This window comes from Reichenbachiella sp. (assembly GCF_039941815.1).
Classification (GTDB): Bacteria; Bacteroidota; Bacteroidia; order Cytophagales; family Cyclobacteriaceae; genus Reichenbachiella.
Genome location: NZ_JBDVDW010000059.1, coordinates 69865 through 95996, shown reverse-complemented (window position 1 = coordinate 95996; position 26132 = coordinate 69865). Strand labels below are relative to the sequence as shown.

At 41.0% G+C, this 26132-nt stretch carries 18 protein-coding genes; 7 read left to right on the top strand and 11 right to left on the bottom strand.

The annotated features are described in order from the left end of the window. Positions 1-8 precede the first annotated feature (8 nt). The 3 genes from ABJF11_RS13115 to ABJF11_RS13105 form a co-directional block, all read right to left on the bottom strand. Positions 9-1166, bottom strand: a complete 1158-nt coding sequence (locus ABJF11_RS13115) for a homogentisate 1,2-dioxygenase (RefSeq protein ID WP_348120326.1) — start codon at positions 1164-1166, stop codon at positions 9-11. A gap of 144 nt (positions 1167-1310) precedes the next feature. Next, complete coding sequence (locus tag ABJF11_RS13110) at positions 1311-2540, bottom strand: Glu/Leu/Phe/Val dehydrogenase dimerization domain-containing protein (protein WP_348120325.1); 1230 nt, start codon at positions 2538-2540, stop codon at positions 1311-1313. 248 nt (positions 2541-2788) lie between these two features. Continuing rightward, positions 2789-3415: an IPT/TIG domain-containing protein gene (locus ABJF11_RS13105; RefSeq protein ID WP_348120324.1), complete on the bottom strand. Its 627-nt coding sequence runs from the start codon at positions 3413-3415 to the stop codon at positions 2789-2791. A 205-nt stretch (positions 3416-3620) separates the two neighbouring features. Between ABJF11_RS13105 and ABJF11_RS13100 the strand changes: the two genes are divergently transcribed. From ABJF11_RS13100 to ABJF11_RS13080, 5 genes are all read left to right on the top strand, one after another. After that, positions 3621-4088, top strand: coding sequence for an Lrp/AsnC family transcriptional regulator (locus ABJF11_RS13100; protein ID WP_348120323.1), 468 nt, complete (start codon positions 3621-3623; stop codon positions 4086-4088). Then, positions 4085-4765 (top strand): nitroreductase family protein, encoded by a 681-nt coding sequence (locus ABJF11_RS13095; RefSeq protein ID WP_348120322.1) that lies wholly within the window; start codon positions 4085-4087, stop codon positions 4763-4765. The genes ABJF11_RS13100 and ABJF11_RS13095 overlap by 4 nt, the downstream gene beginning before the upstream one ends. 685 nt (positions 4766-5450) lie before the next feature. After that, complete coding sequence (locus ABJF11_RS13090) at positions 5451-8594, top strand: SusC/RagA family TonB-linked outer membrane protein (protein WP_348120321.1); 3144 nt, start codon at positions 5451-5453, stop codon at positions 8592-8594. A gap of 10 nt (positions 8595-8604) precedes the next feature. Then, positions 8605-10332, top strand: a complete 1728-nt coding sequence (locus ABJF11_RS13085; RefSeq protein WP_348120320.1) for a RagB/SusD family nutrient uptake outer membrane protein — start codon at positions 8605-8607, stop codon at positions 10330-10332. Positions 10333-10442: 110 nt separating this feature from the next. After that, complete coding sequence (locus tag ABJF11_RS13080; RefSeq protein ID WP_348120319.1) at positions 10443-13469, top strand: ATP-binding protein; 3027 nt, start codon at positions 10443-10445, stop codon at positions 13467-13469. A 14-nt stretch (positions 13470-13483) separates the two neighbouring features. Here the strand turns inward: ABJF11_RS13080 and ABJF11_RS13075 are convergent, their stop codons facing one another. From ABJF11_RS13075 to ABJF11_RS13060, 4 genes are read right to left on the bottom strand one after another with little or no spacing between them, the layout of a single operon-like run. Then, positions 13484-13897: a hypothetical protein gene (locus ABJF11_RS13075; protein WP_348120318.1), complete on the bottom strand. Its 414-nt coding sequence runs from the start codon at positions 13895-13897 to the stop codon at positions 13484-13486. Positions 13898-13899: 2 nt separating this feature from the next. Then, positions 13900-14307, bottom strand: a complete 408-nt coding sequence (locus tag ABJF11_RS13070; protein ID WP_348120317.1) for a DUF2007 domain-containing protein — start codon at positions 14305-14307, stop codon at positions 13900-13902. After that, positions 14277-15248, bottom strand: coding sequence for a 23S rRNA (adenine(1618)-N(6))-methyltransferase RlmF (gene rlmF, locus ABJF11_RS13065; protein ID WP_348120316.1), 972 nt, complete (start codon positions 15246-15248; stop codon positions 14277-14279). Before rlmF ends, ABJF11_RS13070 begins: the two co-directional genes overlap by 31 nt. Before the next feature lie 7 nt (positions 15249-15255). Further along, entirely contained in the window at positions 15256-16557 is a 1302-nt protein-coding gene (locus tag ABJF11_RS13060) for a DEAD/DEAH box helicase (protein ID WP_348120315.1), read from the bottom strand. A gap of 195 nt (positions 16558-16752) precedes the next feature. Between ABJF11_RS13060 and ABJF11_RS13055 the strand changes: the two genes are divergently transcribed. Both ABJF11_RS13055 and ABJF11_RS13050 read left to right on the top strand, forming a co-directional pair. Next, complete coding sequence (locus tag ABJF11_RS13055; RefSeq protein WP_348120314.1) at positions 16753-19116, top strand: DUF2339 domain-containing protein; 2364 nt, start codon at positions 16753-16755, stop codon at positions 19114-19116. After that, positions 19097-20329: a hypothetical protein gene (locus tag ABJF11_RS13050; RefSeq protein ID WP_348120313.1), complete on the top strand. Its 1233-nt coding sequence runs from the start codon at positions 19097-19099 to the stop codon at positions 20327-20329. The genes ABJF11_RS13055 and ABJF11_RS13050 overlap by 20 nt, the downstream gene beginning before the upstream one ends. A gap of 67 nt (positions 20330-20396) precedes the next feature. Here the strand turns inward: ABJF11_RS13050 and ABJF11_RS13045 are convergent, their stop codons facing one another. The 4 genes from ABJF11_RS13045 to metH form a co-directional block, all read right to left on the bottom strand. Continuing rightward, positions 20397-20939, bottom strand: coding sequence for a GNAT family N-acetyltransferase (locus ABJF11_RS13045; protein WP_348120312.1), 543 nt, complete (start codon positions 20937-20939; stop codon positions 20397-20399). A 229-nt stretch (positions 20940-21168) separates the two neighbouring features. After that, positions 21169-22251, bottom strand: coding sequence for a putative porin (locus tag ABJF11_RS13040; RefSeq protein ID WP_348120311.1), 1083 nt, complete (start codon positions 22249-22251; stop codon positions 21169-21171). Between the two features lie 83 nt (positions 22252-22334). Continuing rightward, on the bottom strand, positions 22335-23291 hold the full coding sequence (metF, locus tag ABJF11_RS13035) for a methylenetetrahydrofolate reductase [NAD(P)H] (RefSeq protein WP_348120310.1): 957 nt from the start codon (positions 23289-23291) through the stop codon (positions 22335-22337). Between the two features lie 74 nt (positions 23292-23365). Beyond that, positions 23366-26071, bottom strand: coding sequence for a methionine synthase (metH, locus tag ABJF11_RS13030; protein ID WP_348120309.1), 2706 nt, complete (start codon positions 26069-26071; stop codon positions 23366-23368). Positions 26072-26132 lie beyond the last annotated feature (61 nt).

The following is a 26132-nucleotide window of genomic DNA, read 5'->3' as shown; positions in this document are numbered from 1 at the left end:
TTGTTTTTTTAATCTAACCAGCTTTTGTGGTAGTCTTTAATTAATATTTTCATTGCTTCTTCTGTCACCTTCAGTGGTTTGAAGGTATCGACCATCACCGCAAGTTCTTGCGTCTCCTTTTGACCAATACTTCGCTCAGTAGCTCCCGGATGCGGGCCATGGGGTATACCCGCCGGGTGTAATGTAATGTTGCCCTGTTCGATATTGTTTCTACTCATAAAATCACCGTCCACATAGTACAATACCTCATCCGAATCAATATTGCTATGATTGTAAGGAGCAGGTATCGATTCAGGATGATAGTCGTATAGTCTGGGTACAAACGAGCAGACCACGAACGCATCTGTTTCGAAAGTCTGATGAATAGGAGGGGGCAAGTGTACCCGTCCCGTGATTGGTTCAAAATCATGAATCGAAAATGCATATGGGTAGTTGTACCCATCCCAACCCACCACATCGAAAGGATGACTCGCATAGATATATTCATGCATCATATCCTCCTTTTTGACCTTGATAGTAAAGTCGCCCAATTCATCGAACGTTTCCAGGGCGGATGGTCTTCTAAAATCTCTTTCGCAGAAGGGCGAGTGCTCTAGCAATTGTCCAAACCAATTTCTGTACTGCTTTGGCGTGTAGATAGGTCGCTTAGATTCTACTATAAACAGGCGATTGTCATCAGAATCAAAGTGCATTTGATAGATCATACCTCTGGGCACCAGAAGATAATCTCCATATCCGAAATCGATATTTCCCAACTGAGTCTTTAGCGTACCCGTCCCACGATGAATGAAAATAAGCTCATCACAGTCAGCATTTTTATAGAAATATCCAGTTTGACTCTGTTTCGGTGAAGCCAATACGATATGACAATCCGAATTTACCAGTATAGTTTTGCGGCTGTCCAGATAATCATTTTCGGCTGGCACCTTAAATCCCTCTAAAGCTATCGATAGCATATTTTTCTCTTCAGCAATCTTCGGCGCTACGCTATAAGACCTGGTGACCTCCTTGACCATAGTCGGACGGTGCAAGTGGTACATCAAAGACGACATCCCATCGAACCCAACAGTGCCAAATAGCTGTTCATAATGAATGCTGCCATCTTCCTTTTTGAAAATGGTGTGACGCTTATGCGGAATCTTTCCCAGTTGATGATATTGAGGCATGGCTAATTATTTATCGTTTCTTATTCATTCTTTCGGCGTAGCAAAACTGATGAGGTCTTTATGCTCTTTGCTTTGCCATCTGTACTTGCTACTCACAAAGACGGCAAGTTTTTCATCCGTCTCTTAAATTTACAAACTCTGATACTAGTTCACCAGCTGTCCCAGCGAATTCTCAAACGCTGTATTAGTGAGTAGTACCTTGTTTTGATTTCTATCATGGATATTTTTCAGTGCCTTACCTATTATCTCAGAAGTATCATTGAAAATACCATAATCACTCATGTCCGCTTCTCCCGACATCAAATAGGCGAATACACGCGCCATACCACAGTTGGCAATAAAATCAGGAATCACAGAAACATTTTTGTCTGCATATTCACTAATAGGCCCATAGAATATGGCTTCATCTGCAAATGGTACGTTGGCACCACAGGAGATCACCTCAAGCCCGGACTTGACCATGCGATCTAGTTGATCTTGGGTGATTAGTCTTGAAGCTGCGGCCGGAATAAATATTTCGGATTTTAGATCCCATACTTTGGCATTGATTTCATCAAACGGAATGACATCGGGGCTGTTCAGCTGGTTGCCATTTCTGTTTACAAATAGTTCGGTGATTTCTTCGAACGAAAAACCAGACTCATTGATCAGTCCGCCCGCACGATCGATTATGCCGACTACTTTTACGCCCATCTGAGCAAGGTAGAATGCGGCTGCTGCCCCCACGTTGCCCCAGCCCTGAATCACAGCTCTTTTTTCTGCAATATTTCCTCCCCATAAGGAGTAATAATGCCTGACCGCTTCGGATACACCATATCCTGTGATCATATCAGCTACAGTATATTTTTTGGTCAGATCAGGAGCATATTTTTCATTTTCAATGATTTGAATTACCCCTTGTCTGAGCTGACCTATACGATTTACTTTTTGTGCCTCAGTCGGGTGGAAGTGCCCGGTGAATACGCCTTCTTGCGGGTGCCAGATTCCATTGTCTTCTGTGATAGGAATGACTTCATGAATCTCATCCACGTTCAAATCACCTCCGGTACCGTAGTAATATTTGAGTAATGGCATCACTGCTGCATACCATCGCTGCAGTACACCTTCTTTACGCGGGTCCGCTGGATCGAAATTGATTCCAGATTTTGCTCCGCCAATCTGAGGACCTGAAATGCTAAATTTGATCTCCATTGTCTTAGCTAGAGATTCTACCTCACGTTTATTAAGACCCTTTCGCATTCGGGTGCCGCCGCCAGCTGCTCCGCCACGAAGTGAATTGATCACTACCCAACCTTCTGCTTCTGTCTCAGCGTCTTTCCATTCAAAGACTATCTCAGGTCTTTTTGATTCAAATTTGTCTAGCAATTCTTTCATCTATCTATCTGTCGTTTCTTTTTCTACCACATGGAGAATCGATCTTGTGGTTTGATTCACGAAGTTATGATAGCGCACTATCCTATATGATAATATTCTTTTATTTTATATAAAAATAGAATATTAATATTTATTTGAGTAGATGGGCAGGTATAAATCCTTTAATTGGGTTTACATCAAATCTGAATTAATATATTATTCTTTACAAGCTATAAATAACCTACTGTAGTTAAATATAGGCTATTCAACTACTCAAGTGAAATGTCTAGAACATTGCCGCATTCTATGTCACTTGTGCCAGTGACTGAGAGGGAGCCACCATCAAATTCACTACCAAACTCGACTCCTACAAATTCGGTACCGGCTCCCGATATGATTTGCATATCTCCGGAGATGACTTCCCATGTGAAAGTTTCATTTTCATTATTTGATTCATGCTCATAGACCAGTTGATCACCTGGGGATGCAGTATTTGGTCCATATATGTCACAAACATTTCCACTAAACGGCAGGGCTACGTCGCCAATCAGGTAACTAAATGTATCCCCAATCACGACTTGATCACCGAACTCAATTGTGATTGGGCCAGTGCCGGCTTTTCTAGGAACAGTCGCGGTTATTTGATTGTCTGAATATGTGATGCTAGTCGATTCGATGCCGTTGAATAAAACTTTCAACTCTCCGATTTCGGTAAATGGCCAGTCCGCTCCGGTAATTTCTACCAGAGTATATTTTTCTCCTTGTATTGGTTCAATTGAAGAGATAGTAGGTTCGATTGGATCGTCTTCGCTACATCCGATTGTGAATAGTTGAAGAGTAAGAAGCGTAAAAATGATAAGATAATTAGGCCTGGTAATCAATGATGCTGAATTCATAGTTAAAGATTTGGTTAAATGAATAATGAAAATCGAGAGCGATACAATTTCCATTCCAAACATAAAAACACGCCTATATCACTTGTATATGCGCTAAATGATAAAGTAGTATAATTCTATAAAATGTATGGTATTGTAGAATATAATTTTATGATATATCATTGTATTGATTTAAAATTATAAATAATCAAATATTTAAAGGATAATGGCTCACTTAGACGCGACGGACATCAAAATATTGAATGTTTTGCAAGAGGAGGGAAGAATAACCAACAAGGCCTTGTCCGAAAAGTTGGGTCTATCTACCACTCCAATCTTCGAAAGAATGAAACGGTTGGAGAAAGATGGAGTAATAGCCAAATATGTAGCCTTACTGAATCATAAGAAAATTGATCGTAAGCTGACCGTATTTGTTTCCATTTCGCTCAAGAACCATACACGTTCGTATTTGGAGAAATTCATAGAAGAAATGAATCAGCATAGAGAGGTACAGGAAGTCTATCATATAGCTGGTGATTTTGATTATATGCTGAAAATAGTTACCCGAGATATCGAGACTTTTCAAACTTTCATATTGGCCAACTTGTCTGTGAACTCCAATATAGCGCACGTAAAAAGTCAATTTGTATTGTCCAGAGATAAATTCACAACCGCCTATAAATTGGAATCATGAAAACTAAAAACGTAAACGGTTATCTACACGAAGAGTATCACCCGGATAGATACGAAGAGGCAGAGATGATCCAACGCAGTAAGGATCATTATCAGTGGATAGATAGAAGAAGAACGGTCCGTGAAATATCAGATCGACCAGTGCCAAAGGAAGTTATCGAAAATATAATAATGTCGGCCTCTACCGCGCCGTCAGGTGCGCACAAGCAACCTTGGACTTTTTGTGTCGTATCGAATGATGTTATTAAAGGCAAAATTCGCGCAGCAGCTGAGGAAGAGGAGCGAGAGAGTTATGCCAATAGAATGAGTGATAGATGGCTCGATGATTTGAAGCCAATCGGTACGGATGATGTAAAGCCATTTATCGAAAAAGCTCCATATTTGATTGTGGTATTCAAGCGTGTATTCGAAAGAGATGAAGAGGGTAAAAAGCACAATAATTACTATGTAAATGAGTCAGTTGGAATTGCAAGTGGATTTTTGATATCTGCAATTCATAATGCTGGATTAGTAACTCTTACTCACACACCAAGCCCGATGAATTTCCTTCAGAATATCCTTGATCGACCCGATAATGAAAGACCCTTTTTGCTGCTCCCCGTAGGCTATGCAGAAGAGGAAGTCTATGTACCCAGACTTACTAGAAAATCGCTGGATGAGGCTGCTGTTTTTTATTGATATATAATACCTAACATTTAAATAATTGGAATATTATTTTCGCAGTATTCATTTGTCAAATTATTTTTTTTTGAATTATTTATCTACTAATATTAACTAATTCGATTTAAATAAGTATATTGATGAACGTGTTATGCGTCACTATTCGGTAATGGCATAAGGTATTAGTTTATGCTGAACGAATCTGGTCTTCAGCGTTTACTTTCATTTTCAGCCACCTCTCCTAATTCAGCCGCCTCTCCTTATTTATTTTTCTGGTTAATTTTATTCTTTTTGCCTCAGCAGCAGAATTGAGAGATGCCATTTGATTTTCAATGGTTAAGATTTGCTAGAGCAACTTAAGTTTTTTTGTCCCTACTGTTAATAATTTAACTGCAGTTATTCGTACGAGTCCTGATGTAACTTTTATGGGTCGTTGCTACAAACAAACGGAAAGTTCAATATGGCTCAGCGAAAACTAAAAACGTTAGATTTTCTATGGATAAGAAAATCTCGACAAACACAATTAATCATATCAAATCGTCTATTTCAAGGACACCACACTACTTTTCTTTTTTTATTTCCAATATTTCTCATACTTAGTTCCTTGAGTTATTCGTACGCCCTGTCATCAAGCACGGCAAAGGTCTTCAAGATAAAAGAAGTACACATTTCGAGTGAATTACCAATAAAAAAGCCACTCATTGTGAATCAGAAAATACCACCAAACATAAAAGTGACTGGCACAGTGACTAACCAAAAGGGTGAGGCCCTGGCTTCAGCTAGTGTGGCCATTCAGGGTCAAAATATTGGAGTCATCACGGACCTGGATGGTAAGTATGTTATTGAAGTACCAGAAGAATCGGTTCTTTCCTTCAGCTATTTAGGTTACCACACGCAAGTTGAAACTGTAGGTGCCAGATCAGTTATTGATGTTCAACTGATTGAAAATATATCTCAGTTATTTGAAGTGATAGTTACTGGATATGGCACCAGAAGAAACGAAAAAGTAAGTTCGGCAATTGTCCAAACAAACAATCAGGAGTTGCAAATCGATCGGCGGCCAGTGATGGATATTCAGTCTGCCCTTGTCGGATCCATGCCTGGACTGATCATCAATCAAAATAGCGGTAAACTGGGCTCAGACGTAAATGTCATGGTTAGAGCGACAAGCGCTCTTTCAGAGCGCGGGGCTTTGATCTTAATCGACGGGTTTGAAGGTTCAATGGCTGATGTAGCTCCAGCTGCAATTGCCACAGTTACCTTGCTTAAGGATGCAGCAGCTACTTCCATTTATGGCGCACGAGGAGCTAATGGGGTAGTACTGATCACAACCAAAAGCCCAAAGCGTGATCAGCCACTTTCTGTTACCTATAGCCTTAACTATGCCTTACAGCGCCCGGCACAGACGGCACAAATTGTAGGTTCAGAGGAGTTTATGCAATCGATGAATCAGGCTACACTAAATGAAACTTTGAGGAATTCGCCTGAAACACTTCCCGAGTCTATTCAGCTTCCGTTTTCATCAGCAGACTTAGATAGAGCTTCCAATGGATTCTATCCAGAAAACCAGTGGGTGGATAAATTATACAACGAACGGGCAAGACAAATCATTCACAACATTGCAATTACCGGAGGAACGGAGAAGACCGCCTACTTCATCAACATTAATCAGATGAATCAAAACGGACTATTAAATGGAGCCGACAATCTGAAAAAATCTAATCTGCGCTTGAATATCGAAACTGATTTCACAGATTGGTTGACGTTCGGAGCTAATCTATTCGTAGTGGAAAGAAAATTAAATAATGTACCCACCATAGAGGATAGATCGATTAGAGGCAGGCCATTTTTCCCGGTGCAATTGCCCAACGGCAGCTATGTGCAAAAAGGAGCCGCTGATGGGATACCCAACCCGATAGCAATGACCAACTCAGGATCATACGATAGACAAACACAGGATGTGGCCAACCTTCAATTGTACACACAGATTAAACCTCTTCCTTGGCTGGTTTTGGAGGAGAGACTGTCGTACGTCAGAAAAAATACCAGTAGAGATATCTGGAACAATCCTTATGAGTATGTGATTCTGGATTTGGAGCTAAATCAGGTAGGAGAAACAATACCAATTTCCCCGGCAGATAGAAATCTTGAAATTCGATCAGGCAGATCCTACGCCATCAACACGCTGACGACTGCGCAGATCACTAAGCAGATTAATCAAAATCACAATATACAAGCCTTGGTGGGTATTCAAACCACTATCGAAGAGAAGCGCGAGCAACGTGCAGGGAGATCAAACTTTATTCTTGAAAATGTGCAGGACCTATCCTTAGGTAGGGAACCGCTTACTTTGGATGTCAGCGACTTGGATAATATTGAAGGTGCCGTGGACCCAAGTGGCAATACCTCCAGAATATGGGATAACCGAACGACACTTTCCTATTTCGGGCGGATCAGTTATGACTACAATAGTCGATATCTGGCTGAATTCAGCATGAGAGCCGATGCCAGCTCAAATTTCTCAAAGAGCAACCGTTGGGGATATTTTCCGGCATTTTCCGTGGGTTGGAATGTTGACCAAGAGGGCTTTATGTCCGGTCTATCCCTGGTGGACATGCTGAAGGTAAGGGCCTCTTGGGGACTGAGCGGTGATGACGGTAGCGTAAGCGTAGTAGAAAGAGCGAATTTTTCACCCAACGGTGCCTCTTTAGGAGGAACAGTGGTGCCCGTAATCAGTCTTGGTAATGCGGTAAATGAGGATTTGAAATGGGAAACTTCCAAGAAAATGAATCTTGGAGTCAACCTTTCGCTTTGGAGAGGCAAGTTCAGTTTTGCACTCGATTATTTTATTGACAAGCGAGAGGATATAATTACCACTAGATTGACATCCTTAGAATCGGGCTTGGCGACTGGTATTTTGGACAATGTGTATGGTGCAAAGTCTTGGGGGTGGGAAATGGAATTGGGCCATAAAAACCATCTCGGTCCAGTAGAAATATTCTCCAATTTCAATCTGTCCTATTATGACAGTGAAATAACAGAGACTGATGGTTTGGGTCCAATTAGTACTAATGCAAGCAACTATCAAGATAAGGGGCTACCCATCTTCGGCAACTGGTATGGATATGAGACCAATGGTTTTTTTAATACTCAACAAGATATAGACAATCATACCAATGAGCAGGGAGTTCCTTTGGATCAGTCGGCAGTATCGACAGGCGATGACTTAGGTCGATATTTAGGAGGCTACCGGTATATGGATCAAATTACTGTAGATACCGACGGTGATGGAATCGCGGATGCCAGAGATGGAATTATAAATGCCGATGACCGTGTCGTTCTAATGAGAAATGCGGTCGATAATTATCGATTTGGATTTGATCTGGGTGCCTCCTATAAACGCTTTTCATTTTCGGTCAGATTATTTGGTGTGCTCAAGTCATATGAATGGTGGAATTCTGGCAGACATCTGAATCAATTTACTGGCGATCTGGCCCCGTTTGTATTTCAAACGGATACCTGGACTCCTGATAATACCAACGCCACTTTTCCACAATCTTCCGCTTCAAATATCATCCCGTTCGAACAAGATGTTTCGGACCTGATACAAAAAAATGCCTATATCAAGGTCAAAAACATTAACCTGACTTATTCCTTTGGGCCTGAAGCGCTGAATAAATCAAAGGTGATCAAAGACTTAAACGTCTATTTATCGATAGAAAATCTGGGTGTCCTTTGGACCAATAACCCAGCACACGAATCAGGATGGGATCCTGAATTGGGGACGGGAAATTTTCGATATCCTATGCCCCTCACTACTTCTCTTGGAATGAATTTGACATTTTAAAAACCTAAAAATGAATATATCTAAAACATTACATATCCTGTTCGTGTCTTTGGCAGTTGTTACATTCGCAAATTCCTGTACTACTGATGATTTTTTAGATCAGGAACCCAAAGATGCCTATTCGACTTTTTCGGTATTCACTAGCGAAAATGACATGATTATGGCGTCTAATCATCTTTATTCATTGCTACCTCATTTGGATCAACGATATGGTGAGTCACGATTGTGGCTCTGGACAGATGATGGATGGCGTAGAAATGCTGGACGTGAAGGGTCGGATTTAAATTGGCTTTCTGATGATGCATTTCTAAATTTTTATCACTTCGAAGAAGTAAGGGATTGTAACGAATTCATAAGTAGAATTGCCGATGTTACCTTTTCTTCTGATGCATTGTCAGAACGACTCATCGCAGAAGCGCGGTTTGTCAGAGCCATGTTGTATGAGCGAATGGTTTTTGTGCATGGTGATGTCCCGTTGGTAACAGAAACTCAAGATTTGGATTTCTTTCCATCAAAGACAGCCCGATTAGAGGTGTTCGACTTTGTAATCAATGATTTAACCGAAATATCCGAAATCCTCCCAGAACAATATGAGAATGAGGATGAGGGCAGAATTACAAAGTGGGCTGCTCTGGCACTACTAGCCAGAGCTAATTTAAATGCTGTAGGTTGGCATCCGAGCACTGAAAAATTGTATGATGATGCCGAAGCCGCCTGTCAAGAAATATTGACCAATAGTGGGTTGAGTCTTGACAGTGGAGTGGAGGGATTCAGGCGTTTATTTACTCATCACTCAGATGTGGGCGGTAGTTCGCCTTCCAATGCGGTAATTTTATCCCGCAATTATATAGATGTTGAGCTTCCTTCAGGAGAGATTGCGGTTAAGTGTCTACCTCAGGGCTCATATATCGGCACTGGTGAGTCCGCTGATCAGAATCAGGCACAATACGGTGCTACCTGGAATCTGGTGCAAGCCTTTCAGACCATCAACGGATTGGCACCTGCAGACGATTCCGAATATGATGAGACAGACCCATTTGTCAATCGAGATCCAAGATTGACAGGGTCGTTGATTTTACCGGGAGATCAACTTCAATCTTTAGAAGGCGGCGGCACAGGCCTTTATTCTTTCCAACCGCACCCCGATTTGGCTACCGTGAAGGAAGATCAGGGTGACAATAACAAGGGCATGGATACAGGATATCTAATACGGAAGTATTCAGGATTGAGTGTCGATGACAATGTTACGCAGGAATACACCAACTTGTATCTGGCTCATGCTGACTTTAAAGTTATCCGATTGGCAGAGGTCATATTAATGATGGCAGAGGCATTGGCCGCTGATAACAATCCGGAAGCTTTGGACTATATCAATCAGGTGAGGGAGAGAGTGGGAATGCCCGGATACGGATCAGTATCAGATGTCCCCACAAATCTAATGAATGGTACTACAGGGGAGATTCTCCTTGACGCCGTGTTATTAGAGAGACGTTATGAATTTGCAGGCGAGGCTCCATTCCGAATGTTGGATATATGGCGTTACCGACTGGGTGATCAAGTATATGGGATAGTAGAAGGAATGCCCGTAGATGCCGCTCTTCCTGGAGATTTGACAGGACCGAGAACCACCTTTGCCAATACCACAAGACTGTGGGATGAAAAATTTTACCTATTACCTCTTCCTCAATCAGCATTGGATTTAAACCCTAATTTGAAAAACAATAATCCAGGCTGGTAGAGCCAGGTATGAACCAAAAACCTGTCTAACTTAAGTAACGATTGAAATCTCTGTTTTGCAGCCCGGAGATTTCAATACATAGGTCATTTGGAAAAGCAATTTTGAGAAAATTGATTAAAAGCCCCCAAGCATTCAACGGTTCTAAGAACTCGTTGTACCTCCTGGTTATTATCGTTGTAGTAACCATCATAATTTTGTCTGGTCTACTTCAGTATGGACCATATGATTCGCAGCATGTCGCCATTGCAGGAGTAGAAACTTCACAAGCAGCCGCTGTGGATCATATGGGTCAAAAAAAGATGGAGGAGCTCATCGGTCTGATGAAATCCAGCTACAAAAACTATCCTCGAAAATCAATAGTCTATTCAGAAAAAGCCAAACTATTAACAGCCAACCCGTCCGATTCTAATGGGGTGCGAGATATTGGCCTATATCGTGCACTAGCCTACTATGAGTTAGGTATCTATGATTCGATTCGGATCGAAGCAGAGTCCCTCAGGACATGGGGCAAAAGAAACAATAATTCAGGGGCACTGGCGGATGCTACGTTTATGGAGGGAATTTACTACAGAGTCAATGAGGACCATAGCCTTGAGCTATTCCAGAAAGCGCTATTGATCTATGAATCCAGAAAAGAAAAATCAAGAATGTTTTTAGGCAATTTTCATATCGGCCATTTTTTGTATAGTGAAAATGAATTGGCTGAAGCACTGGTTTATGGTTTGAAAGCATTGGCTCTATCGGAAGAGCTGGGCGATCATCGGGGTAAGATTCATACCTTATTCCAAGTGGGTAGACAATATGAAAGGTTAAACCTTCTTGAAGAGGCCTTTGGGAAGTATAACTTGGCGCTAGAACTATGCAAAAAATATGACATGAGAATGGAAGAGGCAAAAATATGCACTCATGTGGGAGTCTTGTACAAGAGAAAAGGTTATTTTTTAGAAGCTAACCAATATTTGATGCGGTCCCTATCGATAGCAGAGTCCAACGCTTTCCATAATATAGCTAAGGTCAAGGCGCTGATTATTCTATCCAGGATTCAAGAAAAATTAGGTGATTCGGTGAAGACGGAGACCTATTTTAATTATGCATTGGAGACCACAAACCAGATCACCAATAAACCGGAAATAGTTTCTTCCCTGATTCAATGTGGCAACTTGCAATTTTATTTAAACAACCTGGATCAGGCACTAAAGCTCTATGATCGGGCACTTACCCTATCCAACGAAATTGGCAACCATAAACAAATGGCAAAATTGTTTTTTAGAATAGCTAAGATGCATAATGAAAATAAGAAGTATCATCTGGTAGAACAATATCTAAATAGATCTCTGGCTTTGGGTACTTCTTTAAACAATCCGAAGATAACAGCCTCGACGTTGGCTGCTCTTGGGAAGTTTAATTTTGAGCTAGGCAATCATCAAAAGGCGCTGATGTATTTTGATAGTGCTATAATAGTTTCGAGATCGAATCGTAATTTTCGTAGAGAACCGGAATATTGGTATCAAACCTCAAGGATTTATTTTGCTCTGAAGGATTACTCTAGAGCGCTGATTTATTCTGATACGGCCTATCAAGCGGCAAAGAAAAATCATTCGCAGGAAAAGATGCCTACGATTCTGAACCATCGCATCAAAATCTTTGAGAAGATGGGGCAGATAGATAGCGCTTTCAGTTCCTATCGAAGGCTTATGGCGTTGAAAAGACAAGTGCTGAGCACTAACAAATCACAGGCGATAGGCAGAATGGAATCTGCGCATACTTTAGTCCAGCAGAAAAGGGAGATTGATCTGCTTGCCAGTGAAAAGTTGCTGGTTGAAAAAGAAAAACAACTTTCAGAATTTCAGCGAAATATATTTTTATCAATTGCAGCCCTGGTTTTGTTTTTTGCGATGGGCGGGTTCGTATACATTTGGAATAGGATCCAGGATAGAAAAAAGCTGGAGGAGATGAAATCTGATTTTTATCTCAATATTGCGCATGAACTGCGCACGCCGCTTACCATGCTCTTAGGGCCATTAAAAGATATTAAGAACGGAGATAATTTTACTGACTATCAAAAAAGGTGTTTTAACAGAATCACCAAGAACAGTGAAAAGTTGGTTGTGATGGCTGAAGAAATACTTCAGACTTCTAAAATGAAAACAGACAAAGTGGTACTGCATTCGCAAAAAATACCATTTAGGAAGGTGTTGGAGAGTATCTATGTCAGTTTTGAAATGCAAGCAGAAGAAAAGCAAATTTCCTATTTCTTTGATCAGCAGATAGAAGAGGACTTTATTTGGGTGATGGACAAAATCAAATTTGAAAAGATCATGTCTATACTCATTAGCAATGCCATGAAATATTGCAGTAGAGGAGATACAGTTACCCTCAGGGTGAGAGAAGATCGTGAGCAAATGGTATTCGAAGTAGAAGATACCGGTCCTGGGATACCGAGTAAGGATCAGTCACATGTTTTCAAGCGATATTATCAAGCTCAAAATGCCAAAGAACTCTTGCGGGGAGGTGTAGGGATAGGGTTGTCTTTAGCGCAGGAGCTTACAGAAGTGCTGGGAGGCAAACTAAAATTGCAAAGTGAGCTGGGTAAGGGCTCAACATTTGTTGTAAAATTGCCCAAAATCATTTTTGAACCGGAGGCTCGTTCGATAGAATTAGTCAAGGAAAACCAGGAAGTAGTAAGAGAAATAAAGCCTGCAACCGACAAGCTGGGGTCAGGAAAACCCAAAGTAGTAGTTGTCGATGACGACCTCGAAATGCTCGAATACATCACAGATGTGTTAGAAGACGAATACGAAGTATTGGCTGAGTCTAATGGCAGACTGGCATTGAAACTACTAAAAGCCAATGAAGGAAACATGGATTTGGTAATCACCGATGCAAAAATGCCTGAAATGGATGGTTTTGAGCTGCTAATGCATATGAAGTCCGACCCTCAGCTGCAAGCCATTCCAGTGATTGTGCTGACCTCTCTGGCAGATGATGAAAATCGAGCCAAAGCACTGAAACTAGGAGCCAGCGAATATCTAAACAAGCCATTTACAAGTAAAGGATTGCTGAAGAAATGTGCTCAGATATTACAAATCTCAAGCGAACTTATTTCCACAAATGACGACCGCCTCAGTCCACTCTAGGCGTAGAGTGCACACTATTTTTTGACCGTCACAAGTTTGCTTCTCATTCTTTGTGTAGAGCCATCAAGCCATCCCTCAGCGATGTGAGAATCTTCCGAGGTAGAGACTATTTCAACTATCACTTTTATATTTGGATCTACTATTTTCAAGCACCCTTCATTACCCGAATCGAATGCCAATTCGTAAGTGCATTCATCCAACCATTTGATCTTAAATCTGCACTCAGCTTCATATTTGTAGTATTTTTCGAGTTGATATCTTTCGGATCTAATGATTCGAGTGTTTACAATTTCATCTTCAGGATCGATATTGTCAAACGTGCCCGTTTTGAATCTGGCACAGTCTTTTGTGTCCTGATCTGTAGAGATTGATTGAGTAGGGGCTATAGTCAAAGCCAGCACAACACTGAAAATGTAGCTAATAATCATAATTATTTTTTGAATGCACAACCACAATCTTTACAAAAGAAGTCATTTATAAGATTGCCTATTGGTGAAACCATAAATATACCAATGAATAACAAAACCACCTTTTTGAAGAATGATTCGTTTTCGTTGACTACGTTTTCTGAATGGCAATTCGGACAAGTGATTCTACCATCCGATATTTGCAGTAGTTGTTTGGCCTCATCCAGACGCTCTTCGGGAATCATGACTCGCACACCACTACCGAGCATGTGGTAGTAGGTAGGCATCAGATTAGTAAAATGTTCGTTGAATAGAAAACATGGGATACCATCGTGCTCCAATCGGGTACGAATGAGATTGGCGTTAATAGAGTGATCACAGATAGTCAATAGGGCCAACTTCATTTCTTTTTCCATCTTAACTCCTTCCACGATTTCTGCTGCTCTTTTGTAAGAAAGCTCCAGGCTACGATGCGACTTGATTTATTGCCTTGACCCATTGGTATGGTTTCAACTTTTGTCGCCTTGGCTTTGTCGAGTGCATCATAGATGCTGGTAAGGCTGGACTGTTTAGACACCAAAGATGAATACCAATAGCAGGATTCAGGAAATTTACTACTTTGGCGTATCATCTCACGGATAAATTTCTTCTCGCCACCATCACACCAAAGCTCGTTACTTTGACCTCCGAAGTTGAGCACAGGAACCTTTGATTTTTTGCTGCCCAAATTGTTTACCTTTCGTAGTGATCCTTTTTGCGCTTCCTCAGCCGATGCATGAAAAGGCGGATTGCAAAGGGTCAAATCTACTCGCTCCTCTTTAGTGATAATTCCATAAATAATGTCCTTCGGCTCCTTCTGGAGCCTGAATTCAACCCTATTTTTCAAAGTAGGATTCTTTTCTATAATCTGACCAGAGGACGCGAGCGCATTTTCATCAATATCCGTAGCGATAAACGACCAACCATACTCTTTTTGTCCAAGGATTGGATAGATGCAGCTGGCACCTACACCTATATCTAAGGCAAGTACAGTATCGCCTGTTGGGATTCTGCCAAAATTGTGGCTACACAAAAGATCCGCCATGTGATGGATGTAGTCTGCTCGTCCTGGAATAGGTGGGCAGAGATAGCCATCAGGAATATCCCAACCTTCAACTTGATAATGATATTTGAGCAACGCTTTATTCAACATTTTCACCCCAGCCGGATCGGCGAAATCAATAGAATCGTCCCCATATAGATTCGGCCTTACAAATGCACTCAGGTCAGGTTCGCATGCTGTAAGTGCATCAAAATCATATCGTCCCACATGTTTGTTGCGCACATGCAAGCGTGATATTGCCTTCTTTTCCTTTTTCTTTTTGCCTGCCATCGTATGCTTACCCTTGTTGCTCTCTTAGATAGGTGGCTAATAGTTTTTCTAGCAGCTCCTCCTTAGAAAGATGCTTGAGTTGATCTTTGAACTCCTGCCTGGTTTGGATATCTAATTTGTCACCTACTGGTTTTGATTTTGCAATTTTCCGACCCCATAAGATTGCTTTGTTGACCAACTGATCTTTGGCACTGGGCAGCGCAAGAACATGAAAATCTAGGTTTAATTCCTTTTCAATCAGTTTGAGTTTTTCTTTTTCTTCTGGAAAAACAAAGCTCAAGCTCACGCCTGTTTTGCCAGCTCTGGATGTTCGTCCGCTACGATGCGTATATGATTCTTTGGAGTCGGGAAGGTGATATTGGAAGACCACGCCAACATTATCTACATCCACCCCACGCGAGGCTACATCTGTGGCGATGAGTGTGTTGATACTCCCTGCTCTAAACTGATCCATCACTTTGTTTCGAAGGCCTTGTGGCAAATCACCGTGGATGGCGCCACTGCTAAACTTATTCGCAGAGAGTTGCTTGTACAATTTTTGAACACCAGATTTGGTACGACAGAAAATGATGCTTTTTTCGTTGCTATACTTTTTCAGATAGTGCAACAATACATCCAGTTTTGCCTCTGCGGGCAGCTCTATCATCTGATGTTTGATTCCTTTATTTGGCGTTTCGGCTTTCCCAACGAGCACCTTTACAAGGTCTTTATTGAGATATTTTTTAATGATGGTATTCACCTCATCCGGCATTGTAGCTGAAAACAGCCAGGACGAGTAACTGCGGCTGGCTGTAGCCAAAATTTTGTCAATATCACCCTGAAATCCTCGAAAGAGCATTTCATCAGCCTCATCAAAGACCACATACTTGAGTGTTTCCAGATGTACTACATTTCTCTGGACCAGATCCATGAGTCTACCAGGCGTCGCGACCACTACATGTGTGCCGTTGCTCAAATCATGAATTTGTGTTTTCAACGAGACACCTCCATAGATGGATTCTGTCTTTAGCTCTGGAATGTATTTTGAAAGAAAACTGAGCTCTTTTCCCACTTGTTCGCACAGCTCCCTTGTAGGCACCAATACGACCGCTTGCACTTTGCCTACCGTAGTATCGATTCTGGAGAGCAGAGGCACTCCATAGGCATAGGTCTTTCCTGTCCCTGTCGCTGATCTTCCAATAAAGTCTCCTTCGTGGGACATCAGAACGGGAATGGTTTGGGCTTGGATTTCACTGGGTACATCTATGCCTTTTTCGTCTATTGCTTTTTTGATGTCCGAATTAATATTGCTCGAAGAAAACTTATCCATGGTACGTGTTGCTATTAGCTGGCAAAGCTAGCGATATTAATTGTAGGACAGATCGCCAAAAGGGGAAGAGTTGGAAGCGACGTGGCACAACAATTACGAAGAAAAAGCTAAATTGTCGAATTCAATTTTAAATAGGAGTATTTGAAGTTTTGATCACACGGTTATTTCTTTAAAGACACCTATAAAATCAATAGTATGGAAGGATTTATTATACTGCTTTTAATTGTTCTCTTGATTATGGTTGTCAAGTTGATGGACAAAGTCGACCAAATTGACTCCAAAGTCAAAACCATTCAAAAAGAAGTCGGAGGAGAAGCCGTATCAACCAAAAAAGTTGTGCCCGGTGTATCTAAAAGCATTGAGGTTACGAATCAATCGTCTGCTCCTCGGGTAGTAGAGAACGTTCCAAATGAAGAGAAGAAACCTCTAGAGCAGAAAACACGAGCGGTTGAAAAACAAGTAGTCGCTCAATCTCAGGCAAGAAATATTGCTCCTGTTGCAAAAAAGACCAAGCCTGACAGGCCTCCAAGACCGTCTTTTATGGAACGCAATCCAGATTTAGAGAAATTCATCGGAGAAAACTTATTAAGCAAAATTGGCATAGTGATTTTTGTGATAGGCATGGGGTTTCTGGTGAAACTAGGAATTGACAATGAGATAATCACAGAAAGCATGCGTGTGGTGATAGGGGTATTGATCGGTGGAGGCATGATTGGTCTAGCTCATTATTTAAGGACTTCTTTTGCGAAATTTAGCTCTATCCTAATCGGAGGTGCTTTGTCAGTGCTATATTTTACCATTGCGCTGGCTTTTCACGAATATGCTTTATTGCCGCAAACTGCTGCGTTCATTATCATGGTGATTATTACCTCCTTTGGCGTGCTACTTTCTATTGCTTATGATCGTAAAGAGCTTGCGGTTTTGGCCATCATCGGGGGGTTCGGGACACCTTTTTTCATCAGTACCGGATCTGGAAATTTCATTGTGTTATTGACCTACATCTTAATTCTTGACATTGGCATGCTCACGCTCGTCTATTTCAAGAAGTGGAATATAATTAACTATCTGGCCTATGGGTTTACCTACATTTTATTTTTAGGTGTCTTCTTCTCCAAGTTTATTGAGAATGAAGAGCATACGCGAGTGCCCTTATTTCTATTTTTGACTGGTTTCTATTTGATTTTCTTTTTGATGACCATTGTTCACAATGTAAGAAATGCCATAAAATTCCGAGCACCTGAGATCGGGATGTTACTCACCAATTCAGGGTTGTATTTTGGATTAGGGCTGGCGTTGGTTCATGGCTACAAAGACGGCTTACTGAGCGGACTTTTTACTACACTCGTGGCCGTATTTAATTTTGGATTTGCCTTCGTTCTTTATAAAAGAAAAGACATAGACAGGAATCTGTTATTCCTATTAATAGGTCTCGTATTGACTTTTGTCAGTCTGATAGCACCCATCCAACTAGAAGGAAATTACATCACCTTATTTTGGGCGATTGAAAGTGTATTACTCCTCTGGCTTTCTCAGAAGTCAGGGATCAAACTGATGGCGACTGCTTCGTTAATTATTACCCTATTGATGCTGATCAGTCTTAGCATGGATTGGCAACAAAGTTACTTTCCGAGGTACGACTATGTAGTCCTCCATGTCTTCCTGAACAAGGTATTTATTACCTCACTGGTAGCTGTAGGCTCACTATTGAGTTCAATGTTTTTAATGAAAGAAGACATAACCATAGAGTTCAAAGGAATAAGTCTTCTATGGAAGCGAATCAATACCAGGGTGATTTTCGCAGTGGTTCTTTACCTTGGATTTCTTTTGGAGTTGAATTATCAATTTATTCGTTTCGAATATTTAGACTCTTCTAGAATCATACTCCTTGGGATTTACAACTTTTCATATGTGTGTTTGGTCTTGGTTGCGAATCGAGTTAAACCAAGTGAATGGTTGAATAAGGCTAGTTTCGTCTTGTCTGTCCTTGCCGTCTTCTCTTATTTGACTTTTTATCTAAATCAGGTCAGCATTTCCCGGAGTTATTATCTTTTGACCGAAGGAGGGAATACTGGATTTTATTGGCACTATGTTTTGCTGATATTGTTTATTGTGATACTGATTAGATTGTATCAACACATTCAGAAGAAGTATTCATTTAAATCAAAAGAAGGAACTATAGCACTTTATATCCTCGCATTTATTGGTGTTTTTGTGTGTTCTGCCGAAATAGGACATCTTTCTATGTTGTATCAATTTGGATCGGGTCGCTCCGAAATTGCAGCTCATGAAGCAGCCGTAAGGTCAGTTTATCCGGCAGTATGGGCACTGTCTGCGCTGATCCTGATGATTGCCGGGATGAAGTTTAGACTCAAACCGATCAGGATAGGATCATTGGTTTTGTTTTCTGTTACCATCCTCAAATTATTTTTGTACGACCTGGCCGGAAATTCGACAGGAAAAATCATATCCTTCATTTTATTGGGAGTCATTTTATTGTTGATCTCCTTCCTATATCAGAAACTAAAATTTATTATCGAAGATGATGAAAAGAAAGATTAGCTGGCTGTTTGGACTATTAATAAGTTTTTCTTCTCAAGCACAAGAGTTTACCTACGAGGCTGGTATTGAACCCGTATCTGCTTCAGGTTATTATTCTGTGGTCTTGTCCCCTGAGCTACTGGCAAAGTTACGGGCAGACTTTTCTGATATTAGAATTTATACAGCAGATGGCAAAGAGCAACCTTATCTCTTGCGAAAAGAACAAGCTGTATCGACTACTTCGCTATTCAACGAATATGAGATTACTGAGAAGATTTATAAGGAGGATCAAATTTCCCATCTCATTTTCAAAAATCCTGACAATGAACCTATCGATAATATCACATTTTTGGTGAAAAATACAGACGTACAAAAACGAGCGAGACTTAGCGGTAGCGAGGATGGAGAGCGTTGGTTTGTGATAAAGAACAACTACTTACTTCATTCCATGAGGAGCGAAGAGGAGACCTCGGAATTTAAAATCCTTAATTTCCCCATGAGTGATTATTCATATTTTAAACTTGAGATCAATGACAATTGGAAATTGCCAATCAATATTCTCAAAGTTGGCAACTATGATACTAGAAGAGAAAAAGGACTGACGACTAGTTTTATATGTCCTATCTCAGAGCAAAAGGACAGCCTGAAAAAATCATATTTCACTATAGAATTTCCAGAAGATACCTATGTGGAAAAACTCAATTTTGAAGTGAGTGAGGCGGACTTTTTTTCCAGACATACGACTATCAAAATGAAAAAGGAGCGTCTGAATAGAAAAAAGAAGACCATCCAATACTTTGAAACTTTAGGCTCATTTAATCTCAACTCCAACAGTATAAACGAAGTTGATCTCGGTGGTGAATCGGTCAAAACTTTGTACGTTGAAATGGAAAATCGTGACAATCAACCACTCAAAGTGGATAGTATCAAAGGCTCTTTTCTGAACCGCTACTTAGTAGTAGCGCTGAATCCTGGAGAAAAGTATACACTGAAATTTGGTGATCAGAATTTAAAATCTCCGGATTATGATATAATCAAATTTGCAAATCAAATACCTAATGATGCAAAGCGGATAACACATGGAAATATGATAAGTCTCAAGGAAGAAGTAGTAGAGAACACCGAAGATGGCCTGCTCAATTCTCCTTATTTGATCTGGGTGGTCATAGGTGCTGTAGGATTGATACTCGCTTTTGTCTCTTTTAAAATGATTGGAGAAATAGGGGCGAAGTAGTTAGTACGCTTTCTATTTATGAGATGAGATAGACAGTGGTGTTTTGGATTACATATTGGCTGGTATGTTATCTATGTATTTCATAACAAGCGCAACGCTTCAATTTTTCATGTTCGATCAAGTTGGGGTGATTGAATTCCGTAATCTTTTTCATGCCTATTTTTTTCATGACATTTATCGACTTGATATTGATGAGCGAGGCGATGGATTTAATGCTTTCCAATTTCAAGACCTCAAATCCATATCTAAGGCAAGCCTGAGCACCTTCCGTAGCATAACCTCTCTGCCAAAATCTCTTGTCTAATCGCCAGCCAATATCTACGCATGGAGTAATTTCTGACTCATAATTTTGGTAACAGAGTCCAATAAATCCAATGAACCTACTGCTACTAATTTCCTCTACCGCAAAGTAGCAATAGCCTCTTTCATCAAACATGGTATTCATTCTAGAGATAAACTCCTTGCTTTGTTCAGTGGTAGTTATTGAAGGGAAAAATTCCATGACTTCTGGATCTGCGCTGACGGCCGACATAAGAGGTAAATCACTATCCTTCCAGTTTCGAAAACCAAGCCTTTCCGATTCAAAGAGATAGGTATTTTCATTATCCATTCTGTGTGTTGTTTTCCTATTGACTTGGAAGTAAAATAAGCAGATATTCGAAAAACTGCGCTTGTTTGTTCAAAATGACTCGATGTGCCATGGCAACAACGATTTATTTTTTCAGCAGTATGTTGCTGGAAAATTCATGCGGATCCCATTTTGGAATGGAGTGAAAATGAGTGGCTTGTACATTTCTAACTGGTCTTTCTTGCTCATTCTTTGATCAAAATTTTAGCAATTAAAATCCAATATCAAGATCAAGCCTGATACGACTGTTGGATTCTTTGACCGGTCCCATGGCTATGAGCTGATCTACGAAAAAACTGCGCATGTTGAGGGTGAACTTTTCATTGAATGAATAACCCATCATGAGCTCTAAACCTTTCAAATTAGTCAGACGGCCATCTGGCGAGTTATCAGCAGAATAATCCCAGCGTGCCCAGTCGTTTTGAGCCAAGAAATCTACAGCTGCATATCGCTCCAAATAGATATATGTGAGTTTGACCTTCCAGTCGTTTTTTTCTTTGAGTTGTCCTATACTGATAGCTGCCGTAAATCCCGTTTTTTGATTTTTGAGGACCTGGGGAATGGAATCGTTAGACTCATAATCTTGTAAGTTTAAATAATAGTCCAGTTCAACTTCTATTATGGGCTTTTTTGAAATCTTAGCGGAAGATCCAAAATGAAAGAAACTATAATTAAACGTATAGTTTGCACCTCCATCGGGCAGGTCAGGTGTGTTTTTGAAATAATAAAAGGAAGGGAATAATTCGAGACGTTCGTTGAAATGTGAGGTGGTAAATTGGATGCCCTGGAAGTAGTTGTCTTGACCCAACGACTCATTATTTGAGGTAATTATAAAGTGGCCGATCCCTAATTTGATTCTATCCACCCAAGCTGATTGCAGATCGATGGACTGTGAGGCAAATAGTCCTTCTGGATATACATTATCACTCCAAAAAAGCTCGTTCTGCTTAGTGAAAGGAAAAGTATTTTTCCCAGCCCAAGCACCAAAACCTCCATACACGGTACTAACATAGAGTTTCTCAAAACCAAGGGAGAGTGTGCCAAACTCACTTTCGTCACCAAGCGTTAGTTGCGGGTCTTGTTGCTTACGTGGATTACCGGTCCTGATTCTAGTCGCTAGCTTCCAGTGCTCATTGTATTGATAGGCCGCACCAAACCTCATTCGATATCGTAGTCTGGTTCGGTCTGTTCGATAGGAGCCATCAGACTTCCGAGAATTCCAGTCTTCTTCAACTCTGATTCTAAAATCACCGGTAAAGGACAATTGATCCAGTGAATCTGGATTTTGAGCCATTGTTTGGAACGACAAAAGGCTTAGTACACAAAATAATAAAAAATTACAAGTCGTTTTCATCACGAGTAAATATCTAAAAAAAATTAGAAAATCTCTGCAGCTATTTTTTGAACACTTGAAGACTTGCCCATTGAATAATAGTGGAGTACGGGGACTCCGTGAGCCTTGAGCTCTTTGGACTGCTGAATACCCCATTCGACACCGACCTGCTGTACTTCCTTATTGTCTTCGCAGTTTTCCACTGCATCCACAAGCGCATCCGGTAAGTCTATCTTAAAAAAACTAGGGAGTACGCTAAGCTGGCTTTTGGTTTTAAAGGGCTTCAATCCTGGTATAATGGGTACCTCGATGCCAATGGCTCTGCATTTTTTTTCAAAATCGAAAAACTTCTGATTATCAAAGAACATTTGTGTCACTATGTATTCTGCACCTGCATCTACCTTTTGCTTCAAAAATTTTAAATCAGAATTAAGGCTGGGTGCTTCAAAATGCTTTTCTGGATATCCGGCCACACCAATACAGAAATCTGTTGGGTTTGCATTTTCCATTTCATCATCCAGGTAGAACCCTTCGTTCATTCCACGTACTTGATGTAGAAGGTCTATTGCATAATTGTTGCCCCCTGGTTCAGGTATAAAACTAGGTTCAGATTTGATGGCATCTCCACGCAAAACCAATACATTGTCAATGCCCAGAAAGTTAAGATCGATTAGCGCATTTTCAGTTTCCTCTTTTGTAAATCCTCCGCAGATAATGTGAGGTACGGGATCCACATTATATCTATGTTTTAAAGCCGCACAAATTCCTACTGTTCCTGGTCGCTTTCTAGTTGTTTTCTTCTCAAGTAGGCCATTCGGGTGCTTTTTGTAGACATACTCCTCACGATGATAAGTCACATCGATAAACGGCGGGTTGAATTCCATCAACGGATCAAGATGATCGAAAATGTTTTGAATATTCTCTCCTTTTCTAGGAGGAATTATCTCCAATGAAAAGAGCGTATTGCCGTTGGCTTGTTTAATATGTTCCGTTACTTTCATGCTATAGCAGCTTATAAGGCCTTCCTTTGTTATTTTTTAAAATGCTTTTTCAGTCTGAGAAGTGAGGATATATATTAGTAACCCAAGTTCTCCTTCATCCAATCTTCAGCTTCATTCACTTTCATTTTCTTTCGTTCTGCATAAGCAGTAATCTGATCTTGCCCAATTTTGCCCAACCCAAAATACTTTGCTTCCGGCCTTCCGAAATAGAACCCAGATACCGCGGCAGCTGGGTACATCGCGTAGGACTCAGTTAGAATGATACCGGCTTCTTTTTCTGCATTCAGCAATTCAAAAAGTTTAGCCTTTTCGGTATGATCAGGGCAGGCTGGATAGCCAGGTGCGGGTCTGATGCCGCTATAATCCTCCTTGATAAGTGCTTCGTTGTCGAGATGTTCATCAGCAGCATATCCCCAAAGCTCCTTTCGGACTTTTTCATGCATCAGCTCAGCGAAGGCTTCTGCTAGTCGATCTGCTAGCGCCTTGATCATGATGGTGTGGTAATCGTCGTGGTCGGCCTGATATTTTTCAATCAGAGGCTCTATGCCCAGTCCGGCAGTAACAGCGAAGAATCCGAGATAATCGTTTTGCGCCTCAGATGAAATAAAATCAGCAAGGGATAGATTAGGCAGCCTGGAGGATTTTTTGCCCTGCTGTCTTAGGAAGTGAAATACTTCGACTTCCTGTTCCGGGTTTTTGGGGTCAAATATTTTGACTGATTCACCTACATTCTGTGCAGGATAGATACCTATCACTGCGTTTGCATGCAGCAACTCTTTTTCTATGATTTCATCCAATAGCCGATTAGCATCATCAAAGAGTTTTTTAGCTTCTGAACCAATCGTTTCGTTTTGAAAGATCTTTGGATATTTTCCTTTCAGCATCCAGGTTGAGAAAAATGGCGTCCAGTCGATATATTTCCTGATTTCACTCAAATCAAAATCTTTGAATGTTAGATTTCCGAGAAAGTTTGGGTGCTTGATGCTTGTAGCAGGCAGTTGAAATTTGTTGTTAATGGCCTGACTTATCGGGATCAGCTTTTTTTCGTTCTGCTTGTTTTGGTGCGTTTCTCTCAAACCTATGTACTCTTCCTTGACATCGGCGGCGAAGGTACTGTTCTTTTTACCGAGATCGTTCACCACAGGTACAGCTCTCGATGCATCCAGTACATGTACAGTCGGGCCAGAGTAAACCGGGTCGATTTTTACGGCAGTATGAATACGTGACGTGGTGGCTCCACCGATCAACAGCGGAGTTTTCATTCCTCTCTTTTCCATCTCCTCGGCCACTTCCACCATTTCTTTGAGCGACGGGGTGATCAACCCACTCAAGCCAATCACATCTACTTGCTCACTAATGGCAGTCTCAAGAATTTTCTGTTTGGGTACCATCACTCCTAAATCAATGATTTCGAAGTTGTTGCACGCCATGACGACGCCGACTATATTTTTGCCAATGTCATGCACATCTCCCTTAACTGTAGCCAGCAAGATTTTGGCTTTAGCGGAATCGCCAGATTTCTTCTTTTCTTCTTCTAGATATGGCAGGAGTACAGCGACTGATTTTTTCATAACGCGTGCACTTTTCACTACCTGAGGCAAAAACATTTTACCTGAGCCAAAAAGATCTCCCACGACATTCATTCCATCCATTAGAGGCCCTTCGATCACTTTTAATGCATCCTTGTACTGCTGGTAGACTTCGAGGGTATCCTCTTCGATAAATTCAATGATCCCCTTGACAAGGGCATGTTCTAATCTTTTTTCTACAGAATCATTTCTCCACTCCAGCGTCTTAGTTTCGTCCTTCTTCGAACCTTTCACCGTTTCGGCATATTCGAGTAGCACTTCTGTTGCATCCTCAGTCCGGTTGAGTAGTACGTCTTCTACTTTGTCCAGGAGCTCCTTGGGTATGTCATCATAGACCTCTAACATGGCTGGGTTTACGATACCCATATCCATCCCCTCTTTGATTGCATGATACAGAAAAGCTGAGTGCATGGCCTCACGAACCGTGTTATTGCCCCGAAACGAAAAGGACACGTTGCTTACTCCGCCGCTTACGTGTGCAGCAGGTAGATTTTCTCGTACCCACCGAGTCGCCTGAAAGAAATCTAGCGCATTGAGCTTGTGCTCATCCATACCTGTAGCCACAGGGAAAATATTCAAATCGAATATGATATCTTGTGGAGGAAAGTTGACCAGCGGACCAGTCAATATTTCATAGGATCGTTTGGTTATTTCTATCCGTCTCTCATAGTTGTCAGCCTGTCCCTCTTCGTCAAAAGCCATTACTATGGCTGCGGCGCCAAATAGTTTGATCGTTTTGGCCTGACGGATAAACTCGTCTTCGCCGCCTTTCAGGCTTATAGAGTTGACTACACATTTGCCTTGCGTGCATTTTAGTCCTTCTTCAATAATCTCCCAATCGGATGAATCAATCATGATTGGTACACGTGCAATGTCCGGTTCGGCAGCGATTAGATTGATAAATTCTCGCATGGCATTCACTCCATCCAGCATGGCTTCATCCATATTGATGTCTATGATCTGTGCTCCACCATCGACCTGATGTCTGGCTATCTCAAGGGCTTGTTCATAGTTTTCATCTATGATCAAGCGAAGAAATTTTTTTGATCCTGCCACATTGGTTCTTTCACCAACGTTGACAAAATTGGTCTCTGGGGTGAAAATGAGCGGTTCTAATCCGCTCAGTTTTAATGGCGCATAATTTTGCCATTTGAATTCATATTTCCCGTTGTAATCTGGATGTAGACTCATATTGTTTTTTCAGTCAATTGGCACACCTCAAATGAATAGTGATTTGTGTTTTGCCAAGTGT

What these genes read in the sequence shown, in the direction of transcription:
- ABJF11_RS13110 (WP_348120325.1), bottom strand. Translation starts at nt 2,540, where the DNA reads ATGAAAGAATTGCTAGACAAATTTGAATCAAAAAGACCTGAGATAGTC.
- ABJF11_RS13095 (WP_348120322.1), top strand. Translation starts at nt 4,085, where the DNA reads ATGAAAACTAAAAACGTAAACGGTTATCTACACGAAGAGTATCACCCG.
- ABJF11_RS13115 (WP_348120326.1), bottom strand. Translation starts at nt 1,166, where the DNA reads ATGCCTCAATATCATCAACTGGGAAAGATTCCGCATAAGCGTCACACC.
- ABJF11_RS13055 (WP_348120314.1), top strand. Translation starts at nt 16,753, where the DNA reads ATGGAAGGATTTATTATACTGCTTTTAATTGTTCTCTTGATTATGGTT.
- metH (WP_348120309.1), bottom strand. Translation starts at nt 26,071, where the DNA reads ATGAGTCTACATCCAGATTACAACGGGAAATATGAATTCAAATGGCAA.
- metF (WP_348120310.1), bottom strand. Translation starts at nt 23,291, where the DNA reads ATGAAAGTAACGGAACATATTAAACAAGCCAACGGCAATACGCTCTTT.
- rlmF (WP_348120316.1), bottom strand. Translation starts at nt 15,248, where the DNA reads ATGGCAGGCAAAAAGAAAAAGGAAAAGAAGGCAATATCACGCTTGCAT.
- ABJF11_RS13100 (WP_348120323.1), top strand. Translation starts at nt 3,621, where the DNA reads ATGGCTCACTTAGACGCGACGGACATCAAAATATTGAATGTTTTGCAA.
- ABJF11_RS13060 (WP_348120315.1), bottom strand. Translation starts at nt 16,557, where the DNA reads ATGGATAAGTTTTCTTCGAGCAATATTAATTCGGACATCAAAAAAGCA.
- ABJF11_RS13040 (WP_348120311.1), bottom strand. Translation starts at nt 22,251, where the DNA reads ATGGCTCAAAATCCAGATTCACTGGATCAATTGTCCTTTACCGGTGAT.
- ABJF11_RS13050 (WP_348120313.1), top strand. Translation starts at nt 19,097, where the DNA reads ATGATGAAAAGAAAGATTAGCTGGCTGTTTGGACTATTAATAAGTTTT.
- ABJF11_RS13075 (WP_348120318.1), bottom strand. Translation starts at nt 13,897, where the DNA reads ATGATTATTAGCTACATTTTCAGTGTTGTGCTGGCTTTGACTATAGCC.
- ABJF11_RS13085 (WP_348120320.1), top strand. Translation starts at nt 8,605, where the DNA reads ATGAATATATCTAAAACATTACATATCCTGTTCGTGTCTTTGGCAGTT.
- ABJF11_RS13105 (WP_348120324.1), bottom strand. Translation starts at nt 3,415, where the DNA reads ATGAATTCAGCATCATTGATTACCAGGCCTAATTATCTTATCATTTTT.
- ABJF11_RS13045 (WP_348120312.1), bottom strand. Translation starts at nt 20,939, where the DNA reads ATGGATAATGAAAATACCTATCTCTTTGAATCGGAAAGGCTTGGTTTT.